The 21713-nt window shown below is 67.5% G+C and carries 16 protein-coding genes; 12 read left to right on the top strand and 4 right to left on the bottom strand.

Annotated elements, in window-relative coordinates; all coding sequences use genetic code 11:
- Positions 1–33 precede the first annotated feature (33 nt).
- Positions 34–1284 (bottom strand): pPIWI_RE_Y domain-containing protein, encoded by a 1251-nt coding sequence (locus AMYBE_RS42765; protein ID WP_245573289.1) that lies wholly within the window; start codon positions 1282–1284, stop codon positions 34–36.
- Between the two features lie 259 nt (positions 1285–1543).
- Here AMYBE_RS42765 and AMYBE_RS43545 point away from each other — a divergent pair, with 259 nt between their 5' ends.
- The 3 genes from AMYBE_RS43545 (at position 1544) to AMYBE_RS0132595 (ending at position 4566) form a co-directional block, all read left to right on the top strand.
- On the top strand, positions 1544–2611 hold the full coding sequence (locus AMYBE_RS43545; protein WP_020663594.1) for a nuclease-related domain-containing protein: 1068 nt from the start codon (positions 1544–1546) through the stop codon (positions 2609–2611).
- Positions 2608–3528: a hypothetical protein gene (locus tag AMYBE_RS0132600; protein ID WP_020663593.1), complete on the top strand. Its 921-nt coding sequence runs from the start codon at positions 2608–2610 to the stop codon at positions 3526–3528. Before AMYBE_RS43545 ends, AMYBE_RS0132600 begins: the two co-directional genes overlap by 4 nt.
- A gap of 198 nt (positions 3529–3726) precedes the next feature.
- Complete coding sequence (locus tag AMYBE_RS0132595; protein WP_020663592.1) at positions 3727–4566, top strand: DUF6042 family protein; 840 nt, start codon at positions 3727–3729, stop codon at positions 4564–4566.
- A gap of 8 nt (positions 4567–4574) precedes the next feature.
- Here the strand turns inward: AMYBE_RS0132595 and AMYBE_RS45910 are convergent, their stop codons facing one another.
- Positions 4575–5042: a GNAT family N-acetyltransferase gene (locus tag AMYBE_RS45910; RefSeq protein ID WP_281172119.1), complete on the bottom strand. Its 468-nt coding sequence runs from the start codon at positions 5040–5042 to the stop codon at positions 4575–4577.
- Between the two features lie 78 nt (positions 5043–5120).
- Positions 5121–7331, bottom strand: a complete 2211-nt coding sequence (locus AMYBE_RS43540; RefSeq protein WP_020663590.1) for a hypothetical protein — start codon at positions 7329–7331, stop codon at positions 5121–5123.
- Positions 7332–7594: 263 nt separating this feature from the next.
- Here AMYBE_RS43540 and AMYBE_RS0132580 point away from each other — a divergent pair, with 263 nt between their 5' ends.
- The 5 genes from AMYBE_RS0132580 to AMYBE_RS0132560 all read left to right on the top strand — a co-directional run bounded on the left by AMYBE_RS0132580 (position 7595) and on the right by AMYBE_RS0132560 (position 16010).
- A complete protein-coding gene (locus tag AMYBE_RS0132580; protein ID WP_020663589.1) occupies positions 7595–12412 on the top strand; it encodes a DEAD/DEAH box helicase in 4818 nt (1605 codons plus the stop codon).
- 102 nt (positions 12413–12514) lie between these two features.
- Positions 12515–13618, top strand: coding sequence for a PDDEXK family nuclease (locus AMYBE_RS0132575; protein WP_020663588.1), 1104 nt, complete (start codon positions 12515–12517; stop codon positions 13616–13618).
- Between the two features lie 84 nt (positions 13619–13702).
- Positions 13703–14188 (top strand): NUDIX domain-containing protein, encoded by a 486-nt coding sequence (locus AMYBE_RS0132570; RefSeq protein ID WP_034287448.1) that lies wholly within the window; start codon positions 13703–13705, stop codon positions 14186–14188.
- Between the two features lie 138 nt (positions 14189–14326).
- Entirely contained in the window at positions 14327–14986 is a 660-nt protein-coding gene (locus tag AMYBE_RS0132565) for a class I SAM-dependent methyltransferase (RefSeq protein ID WP_245573287.1), read from the top strand.
- A 76-nt stretch (positions 14987–15062) separates the two neighbouring features.
- Positions 15063–16010: a phosphotransferase gene (locus tag AMYBE_RS0132560; RefSeq protein ID WP_034289529.1), complete on the top strand. Its 948-nt coding sequence runs from the start codon at positions 15063–15065 to the stop codon at positions 16008–16010.
- A 65-nt stretch (positions 16011–16075) separates the two neighbouring features.
- On the opposite strand, the gene AMYBE_RS0132555 is transcribed toward AMYBE_RS0132560, so the two are convergent.
- Positions 16076–16735, bottom strand: coding sequence for a hypothetical protein (locus AMYBE_RS0132555; RefSeq protein ID WP_154676369.1), 660 nt, complete (start codon positions 16733–16735; stop codon positions 16076–16078).
- Positions 16736–16890: 155 nt separating this feature from the next.
- Here AMYBE_RS0132555 and AMYBE_RS0132550 point away from each other — a divergent pair, with 155 nt between their 5' ends.
- The 4 genes from AMYBE_RS0132550 to AMYBE_RS0132535 all read left to right on the top strand — a co-directional run bounded on the left by AMYBE_RS0132550 (position 16891) and on the right by AMYBE_RS0132535 (position 21684).
- Positions 16891–17688: a hypothetical protein gene (locus AMYBE_RS0132550; RefSeq protein ID WP_020663583.1), complete on the top strand. Its 798-nt coding sequence runs from the start codon at positions 16891–16893 to the stop codon at positions 17686–17688.
- Between the two features lie 41 nt (positions 17689–17729).
- On the top strand, positions 17730–18857 hold the full coding sequence (locus AMYBE_RS0132545) for a PD-(D/E)XK nuclease family protein (protein WP_020663582.1): 1128 nt from the start codon (positions 17730–17732) through the stop codon (positions 18855–18857).
- Between the two features lie 104 nt (positions 18858–18961).
- A complete protein-coding gene (locus AMYBE_RS0132540) occupies positions 18962–20353 on the top strand; it encodes a hypothetical protein (protein WP_211226884.1) in 1392 nt (463 codons plus the stop codon).
- Positions 20344–21684, top strand: a complete 1341-nt coding sequence (locus AMYBE_RS0132535; RefSeq protein WP_020663580.1) for an AAA family ATPase — start codon at positions 20344–20346, stop codon at positions 21682–21684. Before AMYBE_RS0132540 ends, AMYBE_RS0132535 begins: the two co-directional genes overlap by 10 nt.
- The last annotated feature ends 29 nt before the right edge of the window (positions 21685–21713 follow it).

Below are 21713 nucleotides of genomic sequence, written 5' to 3'. Positions count from 1 at the left end.
GACCGCGCCGGCCGCGCTGACTCCGTCGCGGGCTCATTGGGCCGCACTTCCCCGCATGTGGTCGCTGACGTGCCGGACGAAGCTGTCCACGGTCCACACCGACTTTTCCGGCAGGAGCCGCTTCAACTGGTTGACCTGGCCCTTGCGATAGGACGGCACCACGACGTGCTGCGCTGCGGGCGGGTCATCGACGATTCCGCGGGCGTCGGTGTGGTCTTTCACGTCCACCGTCCAGGTCCGGCCGTCCGGCGCGCTGATCACGGCGTCGAAGGTGTCCTTGATCGGCCACAACTGGACCACGAGACCAGGGAACCGCTGTCGCAGCCGTTCCAGCGCGATTTCGGGAATCCCCGGCACCGTGACGAATCGCCACACCGCCGGGTCCACACACCGCGCCCCGGCAACCGTCTGAGGTTGCGGCGTCCTGAGCCGAGTGGTTGAGGTCTTGACCAACTCAGGTGGGCTGCCGTCGCGATCGACCAGGCGGAATCGTGCCTCGTGGGGACCGTAGCTGCACTTGACGATGGGGGGACGGACTCGCATCGGCCACCGGCACACCGGACACGGCCACCAGCGGACCTCGTCCTCGCCGGCGCCAAATCGAAACTGCCGGTCTCGAGGGATGTCGATGTAGTCGGCGACCTGCCGCGCTCCAGCGTAGGGCGTCGCAGTCGTCCGTTCGTCGGCCAGCCAGCGCAGGTCGCCGGCTGGGCGCTCCACGATGAACCGTCGCGAGCTGGTGTAGACGGCCTGGTTGCCTGCCTGGATCAGGCTACGGAACGTTTGCCGTTCGACCTGCTCAGCGCGCTGCCACGCCCACCGGGGAAGCCACTCAGTCGCCGGGTCGGCGTCGGTGTCGAACAGGGCCTGGGTGTAGTCGCACGCGATCTCCATCGCCTCATCGCTGAGCGTGCCGTCGGCATCCAGCAACACGACCGTATCCAGCGCGGACGCCTCACCAGCCGCTGGCAACAGCTCACCCAGGGGCCGGTGCAGCAGTGCCACCAGCTCCGCAGGCGTCGACGGTCCAGCGCCAGGGCCGAAGGCGTGCATGATCACACCGGTCATCCGGGCGACCTCACGCCACGCACGCTGCTCCTCCTGGCGGCGTGACCAGGCAACCGCCGACCGCAGCGCCGCTGTCGTCACCGCCCCGCGTCGTCCGCGCGCATCCTGCATGTTCTCGTCCTCGGGATCGAGTGTTGAGTCGCGGTGTGGAAGCACCCTGGCCTGATGGCGGTGTGTCTTAGCACACGCCCACGACAATTCCAGAAGATCCACCACTCGAAAGAGCGGGGTCGAGTGGGAATCTCGCCTGTCGATGGGTGGGCGACCAACAGCAGCTCGCGCACCCGTAGCAATTGCGGCGCCGTGGTCCTAATCAGTGCCTTGATCGCGGCCATCAGACACAGTACGAAGGAAGTCGGCCTTGTCGAGATGAACGGGTGGAGCGGTCATGCGCGGCGGCGGCATGTCGACGGTGACGGGACGTTCTGTCACGCGCCACCACGAACGCCGTTTCGGCTGATCGCGGGGTTCTGGCATGGGGTCGACGTACGTTCCGTCCTCTTGGCCCGTCGAACCGGAGCGGTTGCCGTGGTGGAAGCACGTGGACCCGGCCGCGGCCTGCCGGTGGCGCAGTGCCCGGATTCCCCACGTGCGGGAGTTGTTCCTGGCCGCGAGCACCCTATGGGTGGGCTTCGTGGTCGTGCTGGTGGCCGTGCAGCGCCATCCGTCCGCCGACTTGGTGCCGTGGCTGCTGTGGCCGACCGTCGCCGTCGTGCTGGGTGTGGCGCGGGTACGGATCCCGACCTGGCTGCTGGCGATGTACCTGCTGGGCGCGGCGGTCTTCGTCGTGGTGGCCGTCTACGCGGGCCAGCACGCGACCAGCTCGCCAGGGTGGACGGCACTGGTCTTCGCGCTGCTGGCCGTCTTCCACGCGGGCGTGCCGCTGTTCGCGCGCCTCTACGCGGTCGCGGGCAAGGCCGACCGGGCGACACCAGTGGGCATGCGTGATCATCGCGTGTTCGGCAACCCCGGCACCGGGCTGGCCAGGGCGCGGGGCTGGCGGCGGGCGGCGGTCGAGTCCGGGTTGCTCGGCGAGGAGCTGACCGGCGAGCTACTGGAGAACTACGTGACCCGGATCCCCAGTGCCAGGATTTTCCACAGCCTGGTGTGGCCGGGCTCGGCCACGGCCGATGTGGATCACGCGGTGCTGTGCGGCGGGCGGCTGGCGCTCGTCGACAGCAAACGCTGGGAGCCTGGCGACTACACCTTCGACTCGAACGGCGCTCTGCTGCGGGCGGGGCGGCCGTTCCTCGGCTCGCAGGTCCGGCTTGCTGATGCGGTCGCGGCCTACCAGAGGCTGCTGCCGCAGTGCGACGTGTGCGGGGTGGTGCTCATCCACCCGAACCGCCTGGGAGCGGTCAGCGTCTCGGCCAGCCCCTGGCCAACGATGCAGGTCCTCACCGCGGATGGGTTTCTCACCCAGACGTGCGCGTGGCTGGCCGGCCAGCCCGACGTGATCGACACCCGTGCTGTCGCCCTGCTGTGGAGTATGACCAACGGCCCCGCTCCCGCTGGCGGCCATGGACGAAAGGCGGGCCGGTGACCGGCATCAGCGATTGGCCGATCGTGGTGACCAACCGGTGCGCCGACGCCTGCGCGGAAGCGTTCGGGCTCGCTGGCCGCGAGCAGGCCCGAGCATGGCTGCACGCTGTGGTCTCGGAAAACGGCGAGGTCACGGATCGGCTGCCGGCGCCGGTCGCGGGCCGCCGGAGCCCGTCGGGATACTTCGTGGTGGTCGAGGACATGCTCGTGCTGCCGTTGGCCGCCGATCGAGACGGCCACGCCCAGTGGATCGCGACGAACTGCATCGCCTTTCCCCGCCCTCACCGCCGCGACGGCGACACTGGCCAGGCCGATCCCTTCCGATTGACGGGATGGGACCTGCTCAACCAGGTCAACGTGCTGCCGCACGCGGTCGAACGGTTCCAGCAACGGGGAGGCGGACACCCCGCTGCCGAACGGGCACGCCAGGAGTTGCTCGACATGATCGCACCCACGGTACGGGCCGCCCGCCGGCCGCCGGCCTGGTGTAGCACCCGCCCGGCCGACTTCTACCTCGTCGCCGGTACGGGCGACGAGTTCTGCTTACCGTGTCGTCCGGGCAGCGGTGGCCGAGCCTTCGACGTGATCACCTGCATCCACCGCGCCGGGGACCTGTTCACCCTCAACCCGACCCAGCTGGCCGCACGCTGCCAACTCGACCCGACCACGCTGCCGCCAGACAGCCGCGAGGCAAGGCTGATCACCGCCGCATTCCACTTCAGTGGCCGGCTGTCCTGGCACAAACCCCGCTGGGCAACGCCCCACGCCGAGGCCAAGTGGTGGATCGTGTTCCACAACCGGCTGGCCGCGCCCGTGGCCTGGCAGCCAGAGGCCGAGGCCACGCCGTTGCTGATCTTCGACCTCGCCGACCACCGGCCGCTGTTGATTCGACTGCTCAGCCACCTCCGACGTTCATGACCGCGACCAGACGGCTGGATCTCGACAAGCAAGCGGGTCGACACCGCCTGCCTGCGGCGAAGTCCCCATGGACACCGGGTCACTCCTTCGAGTGACGGCTGTGGAGCGGCTCGCGTGTCGGCTACAACCCGAGCACCCCGTGACTAGCGTCCGTGCCTGAACCGCGATCGCGCGGAGCGTGGAAGGGGACGATCTCCAGTGGCGCAGAAGCATGACCAGCTGCGCGGGCTGTTCACGGATGAGTACATGCGGCTGAGCATGGAGCTGTCCGAAACCTCTTGGTCTCGCGTTCTGCCGTGGAACGGCGAGGAGATCATCGAGGCGGTCGCGCTGGCCGCCGCGCACGACTTCGACGGCGACCTCGACGCCGTGCTGCGCCGCCCTTCACCCGATGATCCGGTGCGCCCCAGCGACCCGTTGGACTGGGAAACCGATCTCGAACCACTCGTCGGCATGGAGCCCGCTGACGAGGAGGAACGGCGGGAGCAGCGTGAGCTAGACGAACGGCGTCGCGCCTTGTTCACCAGCGTGCTCGCCACCGCGGATCGCCCCGTACCCGTGACCGTGGCGGACCTGGCGACGTTGCTGGTCGACCTCGGTGTCCTGACACACGAGGTGTCCTCGGACGCCCGGCATCGATGGCGGCTGGCCCCCGTGGTTCCGTCGCCCGCCGACGTGCTGCCGATGCCAGCGGAGTGGGTGCGCCAAGACCAGAAGCTCCGGCGCGATGCTGCGGCGGGACCGGCGGTCTCCGCGCTGCTGAGCCATTTCAACGTGCACGCCCAGGAACCACTGCTCACCACAATGGACCGACTATCCGGGGAATGCCGGTACTCGCCGGACCAGATCCGCGCGGGCCTTCTCTCGTTGCGCGACAGCGGGGACATCCGAACCGAACGGCGAGCGGCCGGCAATACCTTCGAGCCAGCGGATCTGGACGCCCTCGCCAACCATGCCCGCGTCCTGGTCACCGTGGACTGGGACCACGTGACGGCGACCCGACTGACCTTCCAACTCACGGCGCCCGCGGCTGGCTGACCTCGGCGTCAGCTCGCGCTCACTCGGCTGGAGCCGCCCCTTCGGGTGGGTGCTGCCGGTAGCTGTTTGATCAGAAACCGGGCGGGGTCTGCGACTTCGTGGCGCGTTCCGTGCTCGTCGATGTAGTGGTAGCGGTCGAGATAGTGGCAGCCGGTCTCCTGGTAGCCGAGCCGGAGGTAGAGCGCTCCCGCCCGGTGGTTCGCGTCGTCGACACCCAGCCCGATCCGGCGATACCCGCGGCGCTGGACATGGGCCTCGGCCGCGCGGAGGATCGCCGTTCCGATGCCGTGGGACCGGCGTTCCGGCGGCCACACCCCGAGGCCGTTCAGCTCGGGGCAGTCGGGAAAGCACCGGTTGATCTCGGGTGCCGCGCATCCCCTGCCACAAGATCTGCGCTGTTCCAACGGGAATCTCGCCGGACCAGGCAACGAGGAGCGTGCTGAGACCCTCTTGCTGGCGGTCGAAACGCATCGCATGTCGCCGGGTCCGGCCGGGCGAGGGCATATGGGCTTCGAGCAGTTCCAGGTCCGCCTCTCGACATGGCCGGATGTCCACTATTCCGCGCCCTCCGAGCCGTGCGCGGTGGCCCGGATGGCGGGCAAGGGCCAGTATCCGGGATCCCGGCGACCGTCGGCCGCAGTGAGCAGGACGGCCTCGGGTAGCTGCAGGACGGGTGCGCAGCGAATCAGCTGGGATGGGGCGGCCGGGCCGCCTGCCTCCCAACCCGCGACCACCGCGCTGGGCAGGATCGCGGCCTCGGCGACGTCGCCGACGTCCACGCCGAGGATGCGTCGGCGGTACCGCAGGAACCCGGCCAGCGTCGTGGACTGGCCCATAGCGCGGGAGCGTTCGGCAAGTGTCTGCGGAAGGGCCTGGTCGACGGGCGGTGGCGCCTTGTGGTCCATGTCCAGCAGGAGTTCAGGGGCGGCGGTGGCATATTGGAGGAGGATCTTCGTAGAGCAGTCGGCCAGCAGCCGCAACGTCCACGTCCGAGCCTGGCCGTCGGTCTGGTCGGCGTGCAGGCGCCAGGTGTGGCGGTGTCCGTCGATACTGAAGTCCTCGTCGACGATCAGCATCTCCTCACCGACGACGGCGCACTGTCCCAGCATCCAGACCCGGTGGACGTGCAGGTCCGGGGCGTCGAGGAACGCGGTCAACAGGCGGGCCAGCGAGCGGGCCATCGCGACGGCGCAGCGCCGGTCGAAGAAGCGGCGCTGTGCAAGGCCCACGAACAGCTCGAACTCCTCGACCAGCCCCGCCGACAACACCGGGATCGTGTCGCTGCCCTCCGGCTCGCCCACGCCCTCGGGGCCGGTGAACCGCAGGGCAGGTGAGGAAGCCAGGCGTTCGAGGACCCGCGGGTCGAAGCCGCGGGCGGCGTCGCGGGGCCGCAGGTTGCCGAACGTCCACCACCAGGACGGCGGGCGAATGTCCCCGACGTGCAGGTACCGCATGGCCAGGTGATCGGGGTCGCCCGCGACCTCGGCCATGCCAGCGTCGTAGAACATCATGAAGTCGTCGTCTTGCAGGAAGGTCTCCCGCATCTGCGCGAACTGCCGGTGCCGCACCGTGAACGCCTCCCGCGTCGGCACACCGTGCTCGGCGGCGACCTGCGGGTCGTCCAGGTCCTCGAGCAGCGCGGCGGCCCAGCTCAGGATCAGGTGCAGTGCTATCTCCTCGGCGTTGCACCGGGGCAGCGGAGCGCGCCCGGCCCGCAGGTCCTCGGCGAGGTCGTTCACCGCGCGGACCATCGCCAGCCGCCACGCGGCGTTCTGGCCATCGCACACCGGCGGCAGCAACGCGAGGAACCCGTCGTCCGAGTCGTCCTCCGAGTAGTCGTCCTCGGCGGCATCCCGGTCGAATGGCCGGTCGCCGTAGGCCACGACCTCCTCGTAGCCGCGGGCCACCAGCTCGCGGGCCGCGGCCTCCAGCAGCGCCGCGCCCAGCGGGGTGAGTACCTCCGCCAGACACCTGCCCTCATCGCGGTACTCGTCGGTGTACGCCTGCCAGGGATCCGCGCGGTCGGTGAAGCCGAGCAGCCGCGCGGCCCGCGCGAACTCCTGCGGCTCTGGCTCGACGACCTCGCTGCCGTCGAGGGATGCCGTCACCCAATCGGGGTGCCTGCGGCCGGGGTCACGGACGGTGGTGATCCCGTACGGGGAGAACCAGAACCGAGGTGCGGTCCAGCCGTCGGGTGGAGGCTCAGGCTGGTCCTGATCCTCCGCGGTGGCCTGGGCCTCCGGGATGCTGTCCTCGGCGCCATCGACGATGAACTCCGACCACACCGGATCCCAGTACGGGGCGTGGTAGTCGTACTCGTCGCTCGTGTCGGGCACGGGGATACCGAGCTGGCGCAGCTCCGCGTCGGAACAGGCCAGCAGCTGGGGCGCGCAGTCGATCATCAGTTCGAGGGCGTGGCGCTCGCCTGTGCATCGTGGCAGGGGCGCGCGGCCAGCCTCGATGTCGCCAGCCAGATCGTTCAGCGATCGGGCTAACCGCAACCGGAATGCCTGGTCCTGTCGATCGCAGTCGGTCGGCAGCTTGGCCAGCACCCGGTGCCGGGCCTTGGGCGAGCGCCGCTTGAACGGCCGGTCGCCGTAGTCGAGGGCGTCCCGGTAGGCCAGCGTCGCCAACAGCCGGCCCGCTGCGGCAAGCAGCCCGGCGGTGAACGGGGGCAGCACCTCGTCCAGCTCGGCCCAGCCGACGTCGTAGTCTTCGGCCTGCTCCGTGTACGCGGCGTACGGGTCGGCGTCCACGGTCGTCACCTCAGCGTGCCTCCCGGAATCCGTGGCCTCGCGCGAGACCACCAACCGCTGGAGTCTCCCACGACGAGCAACGCCAAGGCCGGAGGACGCTCCGGCGCTGGTCAGCCATAGTGGCGGACGTTCGCGCCGGGTGGCGGGATACTCAAGCCCGGAGGACGTGGTGTGCTGCGCACTCGAGAAGGTGCTGCCCGCTAAAGTTGGTCTTTCCATAACCCGCTCCGGGCTGGAGTGGCGCCGGACGACGAGCAGGGGGAGATCGCCAGTTGGCCACCACGGTTCACGACATCCTGGAAGCCTTCCGTGCCCTCCCGGTGTCCAACCGAGAACGGGGCGACAAGTTCGAGCGGTTGATGGTCCAGTATCTGAAGCTGGACCCGTTGTATGCGGAGAAGTTCTCCGAGGTGTGGATGTGGGCGGACTGGCCGGGCCGCGCCGGCAAACCGGACACCGGGATCGACATCGTCGCCGAGGAACGCGAGACCGGCGGCTTTTGCGCGATCCAGTGCAAGTTCTACGAGCCAGATCACTACGTGCAAAAGTCCGACATCGACTCCTTCTTCACCGCGTCGGGCAAGGCGCCATTCACCAGCCGGATCATCATCTCCACCACCGACAAGTGGGGCCAGCACGCCGAGGACGCCCTGGACGATCAGCGCATCCCGGTCTCACGGGTGGGGCTTGCTGACATCGGGCAGAGCCCGATCCGATGGGACCTCGCCTGGCCTCGGCCCGGCATCGACATCGAGCTGCGGCTCGAACACAAGAAGACGCTGCGGCCCCACCAGCAGGAGGCCGTCGACGCCGTGTTCGACGGCTTCGCGGCCCACGACCGGGGCAAGCTGATCATGGCCTGCGGGACGGGTAAGACGTTCACCTCGCTGAAGGTGGCCGAACGCCTCGCGGCCGAGCGGGACGGCCAGCCGACCAACGTCCTGTTCCTGGTCCCGTCGATCTCGCTGCTGTCCCAGACGCTGCGGGAGTGGACCGCGCAAACGCAGACGCCGATGCGGACCTTCGCGGTGTGCTCGGACACCAAGGTCGGCAAGCGGTCCGAGTCCGAGGACATCGGCGTCCACGACCTCGCGTTCCCGGCGACCACCGACACCGCCAAGCTGGTTGCGCAGGTCGCTCGGACGGATGGCGCCACGCCGCTGACCGTGATCTTTTCCACCTACCAGTCGATCACCACCGTCTCGGCCGCGCAGCAGGCTGGCTTTCCTGACTTCGACCTGGTGATCTGCGACGAGGCGCACCGTACGACCGGTGTGACCCTGGCCGGTCAGGACGAGTCCCAGTTCGTCAAAGTGCACGACAACACCGTCATCAAGGCGACGAAGCGGCTCTACATGACCGCGACACCGCGCCTGTTCGATGACAACACCAAGACCTCCGCCCAGCAGAACTCTGCCGAGCTGTGCTCGATGGACGACGAGGCCCTCTATGGCCCGGAGTTCCATCGCCTCGGGTTCGGCAAGGCCGTGGCCGAGGGCCTGCTCACCGACTACAAGGTCCTCATCCTCACCGTTGACGAGAAGTACATCGCCACGTCGTTGCAATCCCAGGTGGCCGACGAGAACAACGAGATCAACCTCGACGACGCGGTGAAGATCGTGGGTTGCTGGAACGGCCTGTCCAAGCGCTCCGGCCGCACGCCCGATGGCGAGGGCTTCGCGCCCGGGTCGCCGCCGATGCGCCGCGCGGTTGCGTTCTCCCGCAGTATCAAGGAGTCCAAGAAGCTCACCGACAGCTTCGCCGAGGTGATCGGCGCTTATGACGCCGCCGACGAGGCCACCCTGCGCTGCGAAGTCCGGCACGTCGATGGCAGCTACAACGCGCTGCAGCGCAACGTCGAACTCGACTGGCTCAAGGCCGACGCCGAGGCCAACAGCTGCCGCATCCTGTCCAACGCACGCTGCCTGTCAGAAGGTGTCGACGTCCCTGATCTGGACGCCGTGCTGTTCCTCAACCCGCGCAACTCCGTCGTCGACGTCGTCCAGTCCGTTGGGCGGGTCATGCGCAAAGCCGAGGGCAAGGACTACGGCTACATCATCCTGCCCGTCGGCGTCCCCACCGATGTCGCACCGGACAAGGCGTTGTCGGACAACAAGCGCTATAAGGTGGTCTGGCAAGTCCTCCAGGCGCTGCGGGCACACGACGACCGGTTCAACGCCACCGTCAACAAGATCGAACTGAACAAGCGCAAGCCCAACAACATCATGATCGGCACGGTCGGCTTCGACGGCGATGGCGGCGACGGCTCAACCAACGATGCCGGCAGCGCCGCCGCCGGTGTGCAGGCCACGCTGGACCTCCCCGTCGAGATCTGGCGCGACGCGATCTACGCCAAGATCGTCACCAAGGTCGGCGAACGCGCCTACTGGGAGAACTGGGCCAAGGACGTCGCGGCCATCGCCGAACGGCACGTCGCCCGCATCACCGCACTCGTGGACGACCCGGCCTCGGGCAAGCGGGCAGCGTTCGAGAAGTTCCTCAACGAGCTGCGCTCCAACATCAACCCCGGCGTCAGCAAGGCGGATGCCATCGACATGCTCGCCCAGCACCTGATCACCAAACCAGTGTTCGACGCGCTGTTCGCCGGCTACGACTTCTCCACCAAGAACCCCGTCTCGCAGACGATGCAGAAGATGCTCGACATCCTCGGCGACCAGGCCCTGGGCAAGGAGGTCGAGACCCTGGAGTCGTTCTACGCCTCGGTCCGTGTGCGCGCAGAAGGCATCGACAACCACGAGGGCCGGCAGAAGGTCATCACCGAGCTGTACGAGAAGTTCTTCAAGACCGCGTTGCCCAAGGCCGCCGACGCCTTCGGGATCGTCTACACGCCTATCCCGATCGTGGACTTCATCCTCCGCGCCACCAACCAGGCCCTGGAACGCCACCTCGGTACCTCGCTGTCCGCGCCGGGCGTGCAGATCATCGACCCGTTCACCGGCACCGGCACGTTCATCGTCCGGCTTCTCCAGTCAGGGTTGATCAAGCCCGAAGACCTGCTGCGGAAGTACACCCGCGAGTTGCACGCCAACGAGATCCTGCTCCTCGCTTACTACATTGCCGCAGTCAACATCGAAGCCGCCTTCCACCAACTCCACCAGAACGGCTACACACCGTTCGATGGCATCGTGCTTACGGACACCTTCCAGCTGGCCGAGGACGCCCAGTCGCTCGACGCGGAGATGTTCCCCGAGAACAACAAGAGGGTGAAGCGACAGAAGGCCCAAGATATCCGCGTCGTCATCGGCAACCCGCCCTATTCAGTCGGCCAGGACAGCGTCAACGACAATAACCAGAACCAGAAGTACTACGCCCTGGACCGTCGAATCGCAGACACGTACGTGGCTAAGTCGGCCGTGGTCAATAAGAATAAGCTCTACGACTCATACATTCGCGCCATCCGCTGGGCTTCTGACCGTATCAAGACGGGCGTAGTGTGCTTCGTTTCCAACGGCGGGTACATCGACGGCACCAGCACCGATGGACTGCGCAAGTCGCTTGCCGAGGAGTTCGACGCGATCTACTGCTACAACCTGCGGGGCAACCAGCGCACGGCAGGCGAGCAGTCCCGGAAGGAAGGGGGCAAGGTCTTCGGCTCGGGCAGCCGAAGCACTGTCGCCATCCTGCTCCTTGTCAAAGGCGGCACCCGGACCGCAACGACCGGAACCGGTTGCGAGTTGTTCTACCGTGACATCGGCGACTACCTCACCCGCGAACAGAAGCTCGATACCATCGCCAGCCAGGATCTCGACGCCGTCAAGTGGCAGCGGATCGTTCCCAGTCCCGAGGGTGACTGGATCAACCAACGCGACGAGCGCTTCGCCACCTTCCGTCCGCTGGCGCACAAGGACAAGGCACTCAGGGAACAAGCTGTGTTCGCCATGCACTCCAGCGGACTGAACTCAGCCCGCGACGCGTGGGTCTACAACTTCTCCGAGCAGAAGCTCAACGCCAACATGCAGCGGATGATCGACTTCTACAACGGTCAGGTGGATAGATTCCAGGAGCACCGCCAACGGGAGGGAATCGCGGTATCGGCTGCGACGGACGTGGAGCAGTTCATCGACCTCGATCCGAGGAAGATCAGCTGGAACCGCGCTGACAAGACTCGCATCGCGAAGGGCCAGAAGTACACCTTCGACAGTGAGCGGGTCTTCACGGCCGCCTACCGACCGTTCACGAAGCAACGGGTGTACTTCAATTCGCTGCTGAACGATATGACCTACCAGCTGCCCAGGATGTTCCCGAACCCAGAACTGGAGAACGTCGGATTCTACGTGACAGGCACGGGATCGGACAAACCCTTTTCGGTCCTCGCTACAGATTTGGTACCTGATCTCGCGTTCTGGGGATCAGGCACCGGTCGCTTTTTTCCCCGCTACACCTACGAGAAGGTTGAGGTAGACGGTGGCCAGTTCGACCTATTGAGCGACGGGAACGGCGAGGAGTACACGCGTGTCGACAACATCACTGATGACATCCTCTCGGACTACCGGAAGACCTACGGATCGGGCATCAGTAAGGACGACATCTTCTACTACGTATACGGGCTCCTGCACTCGCCCAACTATCGGACCGAGTTCGCCGCAGATCTGAAGAAGATGTTGCCGCGTATCCCCAAGGTGAAGGAGTTCAAGGAGTTCACCGAGGCTGGCCGTGAACTAGTGACCCTCCATGTCGGGTACGAAGCCGTCGCCCCATACCAGCTTGAGGAGACAACTACAGCTGCTCCCGGACTGCCGGAGGAGTCGTTGTACCGCGTGCAGCAGATGGCCTTTGGCAGGGGCAAAGGAGCAGCCAAGGACCGCAGCCGAATCGTGTTCAACAGCAACATTGTGTTGTCCGGCATCCCAGAGGAGGCGTACAGCTACACACTCGGCGCGCGCTCGGCCATCGAGTGGATTATGGAGCGCTATCAGGTTAAGACCGACAAGGCCAGCGGCATCGTCAACGACCCCAACGAATGGTCCGACGATCCCCGTTACATCCTGGATCTGCTCAAGCGGATCGTGACGGTCAGCTTGGAGTCCGTGAAGATCATCGACGCTCTGCCGGTATTGGATGAGCTGTGACTGGCCGAACGATGAGGTCTTGTCCGACAACGACGGTCCCCTCGCGCGTCGACGGTTGAGTCGGGACAACGAATCCATCCACCGGCGGGAGGACGTGCGGCAGTGGTCAGTCTCGAGTCACTTCGTGGCTACGTCCTGGAGGAGGTGCTGGCGCGGCTCCTGTACGCCAACGGCTACCGCCTGTTGGTATCCGAACTGCAGGACCCCGAGGCGTTGACACGCGGTGCGCACGGATTGCTGGTGCGTGGCCGCGGCGCGGACCACCAAGCCGACGTGCTTGGTGAACTCACGCTGCCCGTGCCGTTCTCGCTCCCGTTGCGGATCTTCGTCGAGGCGAAATATCGCGAGGCCAAAGCAAACCTCCGGGACGTCCGCAACGCGCACGGAGTGGTACACGACGTCAATGAACAGTACGCGACAGCGTCGGCCGGTGCCCGCGCGATACCGGTGCGGCGCTACCACTACCGATACACCTTGTTCTCCGCCAACGGGTTCAGCAGGCCAGCACAGCAGTACGCCCTCGCCCAGCAGATTTCCCTGGTCGACCTGTCGAGTCCCGCGTTCACCGGGCTCCTGGAGGCGGCGAACCACACTGCACACCAGCTGTACGAACTGGCCCAAGAAGTCCGCGTCTCGCCGTTTCCCACCGGGCAGGTCCGCACCGCGCTGAGGTTGGCGCTCGGTACCTGGACTGCCGACGAACCTCAAGGCCCGGACTCCGACCTCGATCTCCGCACGCCTGCTCGGCGAGCGCGTCGAGCGTCCCATCTGAACGCGGCACAGCGCGAGCCACTACAACTACCTGCCGAACCACTCGCCCGCATCGCGGCCAATCTTGTCGAACAAGTCAGCGGGAATCTGCTATTGGGCTTCCCCACAGCTCCGTTCGTGCTGGCCCTGAGCCCCGACGATCCCGCAGCGCTTTCGGCCTACGTCGCCCGTCACGGACCCGACGTCAGGGTGAACATCGAGTTCGCCACACGGCGCGAGGTCACTGGCGACTGGGTGATCATGCCTGCCGACGACTCTCGCACCTTCCAACTCCGGTTCGCGCTACCGGCTCTGCTGGAGGACTGGCTTCTTCGCGATGATGGTGCGGCCCTGCTGCGCGCACGTGACGTCAAGGCCGACCTGTTGTCCTCGATCGCGGTATTCCTGGACGGTCGCCTCGTCCGGCTGCTTTTTCAGCCTCGGCGCCGAGGCTGAACGAGTCGCCACGGCGAACCCATTGTCATTTTCGATCATGCCCGTGAGACCTGTCTATCCATTCAGGACACTTGAGGAGTTGAGATGCCTGTCATGGTGCGGCGTGCAGTGCGGGCGATCTTGATCGACAGCGACGCGCGGGTCGTGCTGCTCAGGCGGGCACGGCCCGATCGGGAGGTGTACTGGACGGCACCCGGTGGCACGGTGGAGCCCGATGATGCCAGCCTGGAAGACGCGCTGCGCCGTGAGCTCGCCGAAGAGTTGGGCGCGCGGGCCGATCGTTTCTCCCGCGTATTCCTGTTCAGCACCGTGAACAACGCGATGTTGACCGTGCAGTACGTATATGTTTGCCGCCTGCTGACTATGGACGTGTCCGCACGTCATGGTCCGGAGTTCAACGACCCTGGCCGGGGCCGTTTCGATCCTGACCCCGTGTCCCTTCTCGGCGAAGGCTTGACACGAGTGGCGTTGAAACCCGCAGTGCTGCTCGACTTCATCCTGTCCAATCGGGACGCGCTCCTCGCCGAGATCAGCCGCGGTCATGGACTGTCCGGCGGCGGGAGCGGATGACCTGCCGGAATTCAGATGCGGCGCCGTTCCTCCTCGCGCGATCATGAGGATATGACCTCGTCCAACCCCGCGCCGGCCATCGGGGACGCATTCGGCCAAGTCCTGGCCCGCTGCTGGGCAGCGGGCGGACGCCGTGGCGTGGCCTACCAGGTGACCGAACGCGACGATGGGTACATCGGGGTCATGGACGCCGTCGGCTACTTCGCCGAGTCGGCGGACTGGTCGCCTGCAGAACGGTGGGGGTGCAAACAGGCCGTGGGCCTAGTGCTGGATATCGGCTGCGGAGCCGGTCGGCACGCCATCCCGCTTCAGCAGGCGGGGTGCGAGGTCGTCGGACTCGACACGTCCGGTGGCGCGATCGAGGTCGCTCGCGACCGCGGGGTGCGCGCCATCCAGGGCTCGATCAGCGACATTCCCGCGACCGTAGGGGTGTTCTCTACGATCCTGTTGGGCGGCAACAACCTCGGGCTGCTCGACGACCCCGACCGAGCGAAGGGCATCTTGAACCGGCTCGCGGAGATCGTGACGCCGCAGGCTCGGTTGATCGGGTCGGGAATCGACCCCTACGCCACCGATAACCCGACGCACCGGGCGTATCACGCGTGGAACCGCAGCCGGGGTCGTCCCGCTGGGTTGATCCGGATGCGGGTGCGCGACGGAGCGCTCGCCACGGACTGGTTCGACTACAGCTGCCACGCGCTGGACGAACTCGCGGAGATCGTCTCCGGCACACGGTGGATTTTGCGCAGTGTCCACCAAGACGGGGGCTCCTACTGTGTCCGCCTGGACTTGCGCTGAGGGCAAGCGTTTCGTTGGCGGCGAGGTTGCTGGCCCGGCACAGTGGCCGATCGATCCCACGACAGAGGAGCAGATGATGAGCGGCACGGCCACTCGGCGGCGTTCTTGGCCCGAAGTGCCGGCCGAGCTGCGTCAGGAGGCCGATCGGCGACTGGGTAGCCGAGTGCGGGACTTCCGGGGTCGGCCGGGCGGATTCACCCCTGGCCTTGCCGGGATCGTGGTGTGCGCGGACGGGACGGAAGCCTTCATCAAGGCCACCCCCGTTGATGGCCCAGGGGCGGCCGACTACCGCCGTGAGGCGATCATCGCTGGGGGCCTTCCCGAACGTGCGCCGGCGCCGCGCCTGCGATTTGCCGCCGAGCGCGCCGGCTGGCTGATGTTGTGCTTCGATGTCGCTCCGGGGCACACGGCCCAGGAGCCCTGGCATCCAGCGCAGCTGACTGCTGTCCTGAACACGTTGTCCTTCTGTGTCGAGCAGTTGACGCCCTCGCCGATCCTCGATGCCAGCACCGTGGCCGACCGCATGGCGGGGAGGTGCCGAACCTGGCGGTCGTTGGCCACCGGTGGCGAGATCGACGGCGTGACCCTGGACGACCTCGGCGACTGGGAACGCGACCACCTCGCCCGGCTGGCGCGTCTGGAGGACACCTGGCAGGACCACGTTGACGGCACGACGCTGCTGCATTTCGACCTGCGTGCCGACAATTGCCTCATCAGCCCCGCAGGATCGGTCAGCTTCGTCGACTGGGGCCGGGCCTGCACCGGCCCGGCCTGGGTCGACTTGGTGTGTCTGATGCTGGAGTCCGAACTCGGCGACATTGACGCTGAGCACCTGTTCACCGGACACCCGCTCGGCCAGGAGGCCGATCCGGACGCGGTCGACGGCTTCCTGGTCGCTCTCGCGGGTTACTGGGCGCTCGCGGGCCGTCAGCCGCCGATTACCCATGCCCCTGGTCTGCGGCAACAGCAGGCCCGCTCCGGCCAGGCCACTCTGCGATGGCTTCAGCGACGCTGGGCGGCCTGAAGTCGCGTCCTCTTGCCAATCACGCCAGCGGCCACGGCCTCATCCGGGGTGTGACGTGCTGGTTGTCAGCTTCGCCGACCGCCGGGGGCGGTGAAGCGGGCGCCCATGTTGTCGGGCGGGTTGTAGTAGACCATCGCGCGGAAGAACGGGGCGGCCTTGCAGGGATGCCGACGGCTCAGCAGGTTGGCATAGGCGTAGAGGATCCGGTGCGCGGGGCGGTTGTCCAGTTCGCTATACGGCAAGCAGTCCGTGAACGGCCACGGAAGGCTCTGCTGCAGCACGCAGACACCGGCCTCTGCCCACTCCAGCGCCTCGTCAAGGTCCTCGTCGTCGAGGTCTGCCTCGTCGGGGTCTTCACCATCGCCGAGCCCGGCCGCCGCGTACGCCTGCATGACGTAGGCGTCCAGGCACCTTGGCACGATCAAGCGGCCGGCGATGTCCCGGCACGCCGCCTCGTACGCGGCGGTCTCCTCCGCCGACGCTTCGTCGTCGGGGAACCACACGCGCTCCATCCGCCACGTTGGGCGCGTGCCGAGCTTGCGGACGTCGCGTTCCAGGGCGCTGATCTCGCTGGCCGGGAAGCCCTCGTAGTACTCCTCGGCGTCGAACTCGCCGCTCGGCCAGGCCAGCAGCGGCCGGTCGAGCGCGCGCAGCGCCGCCAGGGTGACCGTTCCGGTCGGCGGCAGCCACGGCATGGCCCACTTCGGCACCTCGGGGACGTTCACCACGGCAGTATGTCAGCCGGTCCGATCCCCAGAGGCCCGGCCACGCCGACCGGCGTCCACCCCACCAACACTCGACCCAAGCAAAGTGAGCTGCGGAAACGCCGACAAGACTGGTAGTTGCTGGAGAATGCTGGAACTCTGGTACAGTCTCGTTCATGGCGGAGCCCCTGGAGGAACTCGAGCGTCACATCGACGGTCTGCGGACTGAGGTGCGGCGCGCGGCGATGTCCGGTGATCCGGCGCGAGCACGTGAGCTGCGGGCCGAACTGCGCCGGGCGGAGCGTGCGTGGGATGAAGCCCTGGCGGCCTTGACTGCGCCCGAACACGAGCCCGAACAGGCCAGGACATCGGGAGCACTGCTACCGATCCGGGACCAGGTCCATCAAGCGCTAACCCTGCTTGGTGTGCCGTCCGCGCCAAAGTTGATCGTCACCGTGCACAGCGCGTTCTTCGCCGGTGAAATGGCCAGCGCGCAGCTGACCAGCCTGCGGCGGGACGAGGAGCGCTCATTCCGATCATCGCCGCATGCCCGCCCGTACTACCTGTGCAGCGCGTTGACCGCGGATCGGCTGGTGGCGGCCCGCGGGCTGCTCGCGGTGTCGACGTGGCCCCTGCCTCGCCGGGTCATCGGACCCCTCAGCGCCCGCGTCGACTTCCTCACGGCCGCCATCGGGCTGTCGGAGCAGATCGCCAGGATGGTCGAACCGGCCTTGCCCGCGTTGAGCCTGCTGTGGCGATTCGCCACCAACATCCCCGGTGCCGCCGAGTCGTTCGACGCCATGACACCCGCTGCGGTCGCTGAAGCGGCGCGAGCGGAACTAGCGATACACCACGACGCCGACCAAGCGCACCGCGAGGCGGCGGCATCCCGAGCGCGGACACAGCTCGATGAGATCCATCAGCTGTTCGGCTCGGCCTTGAAAGTCGTACCACGCGCCACCACGAAGAACTAGCGGACTTCCTGCCCGCGCTTCCCCCGCGAAGGAAGAGATAGTTGAACAACACCGACCCCCGCTTGGACGTCATCCGCGGGGCGGCCGAGCCGAAAAAGCACAACGCCAGAACGATCGCCGCGTTGACCAGCAATCCCGGCTGCGCCCGCCGGAGCATCCTGGACGCCGCGTCCATCGACAAGCAGGCCCTGGCCGAGCACATCGGCTACCCTGCCGCGTTCGGCCTGTCCAGCTTCGCGATCGCCCGCGGCAACGCCTTTGAGACGTACGTGAAGGCCAACGGCTGCGCCGAGCTGCTGCGGCTGCTGCGCGAGCACCTTGCGCTGCCGCTTCCCGAGGTGTCCTATGACGATCTCAACAGCGTCGCCGGACACGAGACACTCGAAGCACGCTACCGCCGTTCCCGCCAGCTGTTGGCGCACGCCGCCCGATCGGACCAGGACGCGGGCACGCTGTTCGATCACCCGCTGCTGCGCATGACCATCGGTGGTCGAGACGTGTACCTGGAGCCGGACCTCGTCGCGTTTCGGCTGCGTGATCGCTTCCACGTCGTGGAGATCAAGTCCTTTCCGGTGATCGACGGCCGGGCCGATTCCAGCAAGGTCGCCTCGGCGGCGATCCAGTCCGCCGTGTACGTTCTGGCGCTGCGCCAGCTCATGGAGCAGTTGGGGTTCGACCCGGCCGTGGTGTCGCACGAGGTGTTCCTGGTGTGTCCCGAGGACTTCTCCAATCGGCCGACCGCGGCGTTGGTCGATGTGCGCAAGCAGTTGACCGTGGTGCGACGCCAGCTCGCCCGCCTCACCGATGTCGGCGCCATCGCCTCGACGCTGCCGCCTGGGTTCACCCTGGACCTTCGGCGTGACGAGGCCGGTGTCGCGACGCGCCCCGTTGACGAGCTGTGCGAGGCGTTGGGCCAGATCGAAGCCCGCTACGCGCCCGAGTGCCTGGCCACCTGCGAGATGGCGTCCTTCTGTCGAACCGGCGCCCGCGGGCACACCGCCTCTCTGGGGCGGTCCGTTCAGGAAGACCTCGGCGGGATCGACACCATCGCCGGCGCGCTCGGGTTGGCCACCGGCGCGCTCGACCCCGGTGAGCACGCGCACGAGGCGGCCCAGGTGCTGCGGATGGCTGAACGCCTGCGCCGCGAGTGTCTCGGCGGTGCGGCATGAGCACACTCACCTCGCTGGCGCGGGCACACGCAGTCGAGCTCGGCCGAGCCCAGCCGATCACGACCGTCCGGCACGTCCACGTCAGCCAACGGCCGCTGGTCTGTGTGCCGCTGGCGATGGCGGGCGAGGCGAACGCCCCACTGGCCGCCCTGGTCGGCCGGGACCGCGACACGCCCCGCTTGCTGATCGTTGCGCAACCCCGCAACCGCGAGCTGCGTTTCGAGTTCGCGCATTCACTGGCGTTGACCGTGTTGGGCTACACCGGGAGTTTTGCCAGCACGATGGTGGCCAGCAGCCGGTCAGGTGCCGGGTCCAAGCCTCGCGTCGCCGACGCGCCACAGGTCTGGGTGCCCAACCGCGCGGGCATCGACTTCCTTCGGCTGTTCGGGCGCTCCACGCGATTTCGCTCCACCACCGGCCCCTACCCGGTTCCCGTTTCGGTGCCCACGCTGGGCAAGTGGCTGACCTTCCTCGCGGAGCGCGCTGAATACCCCGGTTCCTCGTTGTTGGTGGCCGCCACGGACGTCTTGGGCCAGCATTGGGCCACCGGGCAAAGCGCGGTCGAGGACGGCAACCTCGCCTCCTTGCTGGGCTGGATCGCGCCGCCGCCCGGATCAGACGGAGCACAATCCGCGCTCGCGGCAGAGGACCCGCTGATGTGCCCGCCTGCCGGCCCTGCCACCGACACGACGTTCGACCGGGAGGTGCTGGAGCCCGGCATCGCCGAATACGACCGCGCCTCCGGTGATCCCGAACGGCGACGGCGGGCCGTCACCCGGCTGGAAACCGCCCTACGCGGCCAACTCGAGCCCACCTGGCGGCTGATGTGGCAGGCGATCGACCAGCTTCGGGCGCTGGCACCGGCAGAGCATGTCGCAACCCGGTGGGATCTGGACAAGGACGCCTACCAGCGCTTCCACACACATGTCGCGACCGGCGGCTACCCGCAGCCCAAGCGGGACAGCGCGGTCGCCGCGGCAATGCGGCTGAACCAGCTCGAACGGCACCAGGCCGAGTACGACGCGCAGCGGGCTTTCGACGACCCGCTGGTCATGGCCGAGTACCGGCTCACGGGCGACGCCTTCGTGGGCACCGTCACGTCAGCGGTGCCGAACCGGCGGGTCGGCACCGGGCGCAGCGCCGTGCTCCGGCCCCTAATCACCGTCTCGACGCAGGATCCGGTGCGGCTTGTCCCTGGCGACGGCCCGGTGACCGATCGCGCACGGCCACGGCAACACGCCGAGATCGTCTCCGTGACCGAGACCGCCGACGGTCTGGAGATCACGCTGGAGCTGGCGGGCGGTATGGGCCGTGGCAGAACGGCACCCGCAGGCACCATGCCAGCGGTGGGGGAACAGGTCTGTTTCAGCATCTTGACCGACGACTACCAGCCGCGCGGCACCTTTCCGGCGCGGGAGAACACCCCGTGGACGCACGGCGGCCCCCCGGCCCCGCCGGTCCCGACCGGTGATGACGCGAAGGAGGAGTGGTCGTGACCGCAGCAGATCCCGCTGGCCGCCGCGCGGCAGACGAGGTAGAGCAGGTCATCGGCGCGGCGCTGTCCGACTTCACCGCCAGCGGCCACCGCGGGGTGGTGGTGGATTCCCCGCCGGGAGCTGGTAAGTCAACTCTGGTTGTCCGGGCCGCCACGCAGATCGCGCGCGGGGACGAGCCGGTCATGGTCATCGCGCAGACCAACGAGCAGGTCGACGATCTGGTCGACCGGATGGCACGTGAGGCGCCCGCGGTACGCATCGGCAGGCTGTCCGCCCAGGGCTATGTCCCGACGGGGCGAGTGGCTCACCCCAATGTCATCGTCGCCGACCGAGTATCCGACCTTCAGGACTCACCGATCACCATCGGCACGGCGGCGAAGTGGGTCCACGTCACGGACGGCCCGTGGCCATGGGCGATCGTGGACGAGGCGTACCAGATGCGGTCGGACATGCTGCTGCGCGTCGCCACTCGGTTCGAGCGAGCGTTGTTCGTCGGGGATCCTGGCCAGTTGGACCCGTTCTCCACTGTTGAGGTCGACCGCTGGACCGGCCTTACGTGGGATCCGATGCAGAGCGCGGTCGCGGCGATGCTCCGAAACAACCCCGCCTTGCCGGTCCACCAGCTTCCCCTGTCCTGGCGGCTGTCCGCATCCGCAGCGCCACCGGTGTCCGAGGCGTTCTACCCGTTCACCGGCTTCCGCGCGGCCACCACCGCCGCCCAGCGACGGCTGACCTTCCAGACCCGAGGGTTCGGCGGCCCGGTCGACGACACCTTGGAGATGGCCGCCCGCACGGGCTGGGCGTTGCATGAGTTGCCGGCGCGGCACACATTGCGCACCGACACCCAAGCCGTTCACGCGATCACCGACCTGGCCCTGCGGGTGATTCAACGCGGCGCCGTGGCCCAATCCGAGCGCGACCCGCACGAAGTCCCCGTCACGGCAAGCCGCATCGCGATCGGCGCCGCGCACCGCGATCAGGCCGCGGCAATCCGCCGTGCGCTCCACGAGCGCGGCGGCGGGGCGATCAAGGTCGACACGGCCAATCGCCTGCAGGGCAGCGAATACGACCTGGTTCTCGTGCTTCACCCGCTGTCCGGCCGTCGGGACGCGACCGCCTTCCACCTCGAATCGGGCCGCCTGTGCGTTCTGACCTCCCGCCATCGACACGCCTGCATCGTGGTGGCCCGCGCCGGCATCCAGGACCTGCTCGACGCCCACCCACCTGCCGAACCGATGCACCTGGGCGTTCCGGCGAAATTCCCGGACGGCTGGGAAGCAAACCAGGCGATGCTCGCGCATCTGCGTGCGCATCGAGTCCCGGCGGCGTAACGGCCCAGCACCGAGTCCACCTGAGAGGA

The sequence above is a fragment of the Amycolatopsis benzoatilytica AK 16/65 genome, from assembly GCF_000383915.1.
In the GTDB taxonomy this organism is placed as follows: Bacteria; Actinomycetota; Actinomycetes; order Mycobacteriales; family Pseudonocardiaceae; genus Amycolatopsis; species Amycolatopsis benzoatilytica.
This window is presented reverse-complemented; position numbering and strand designations above follow the sequence as displayed.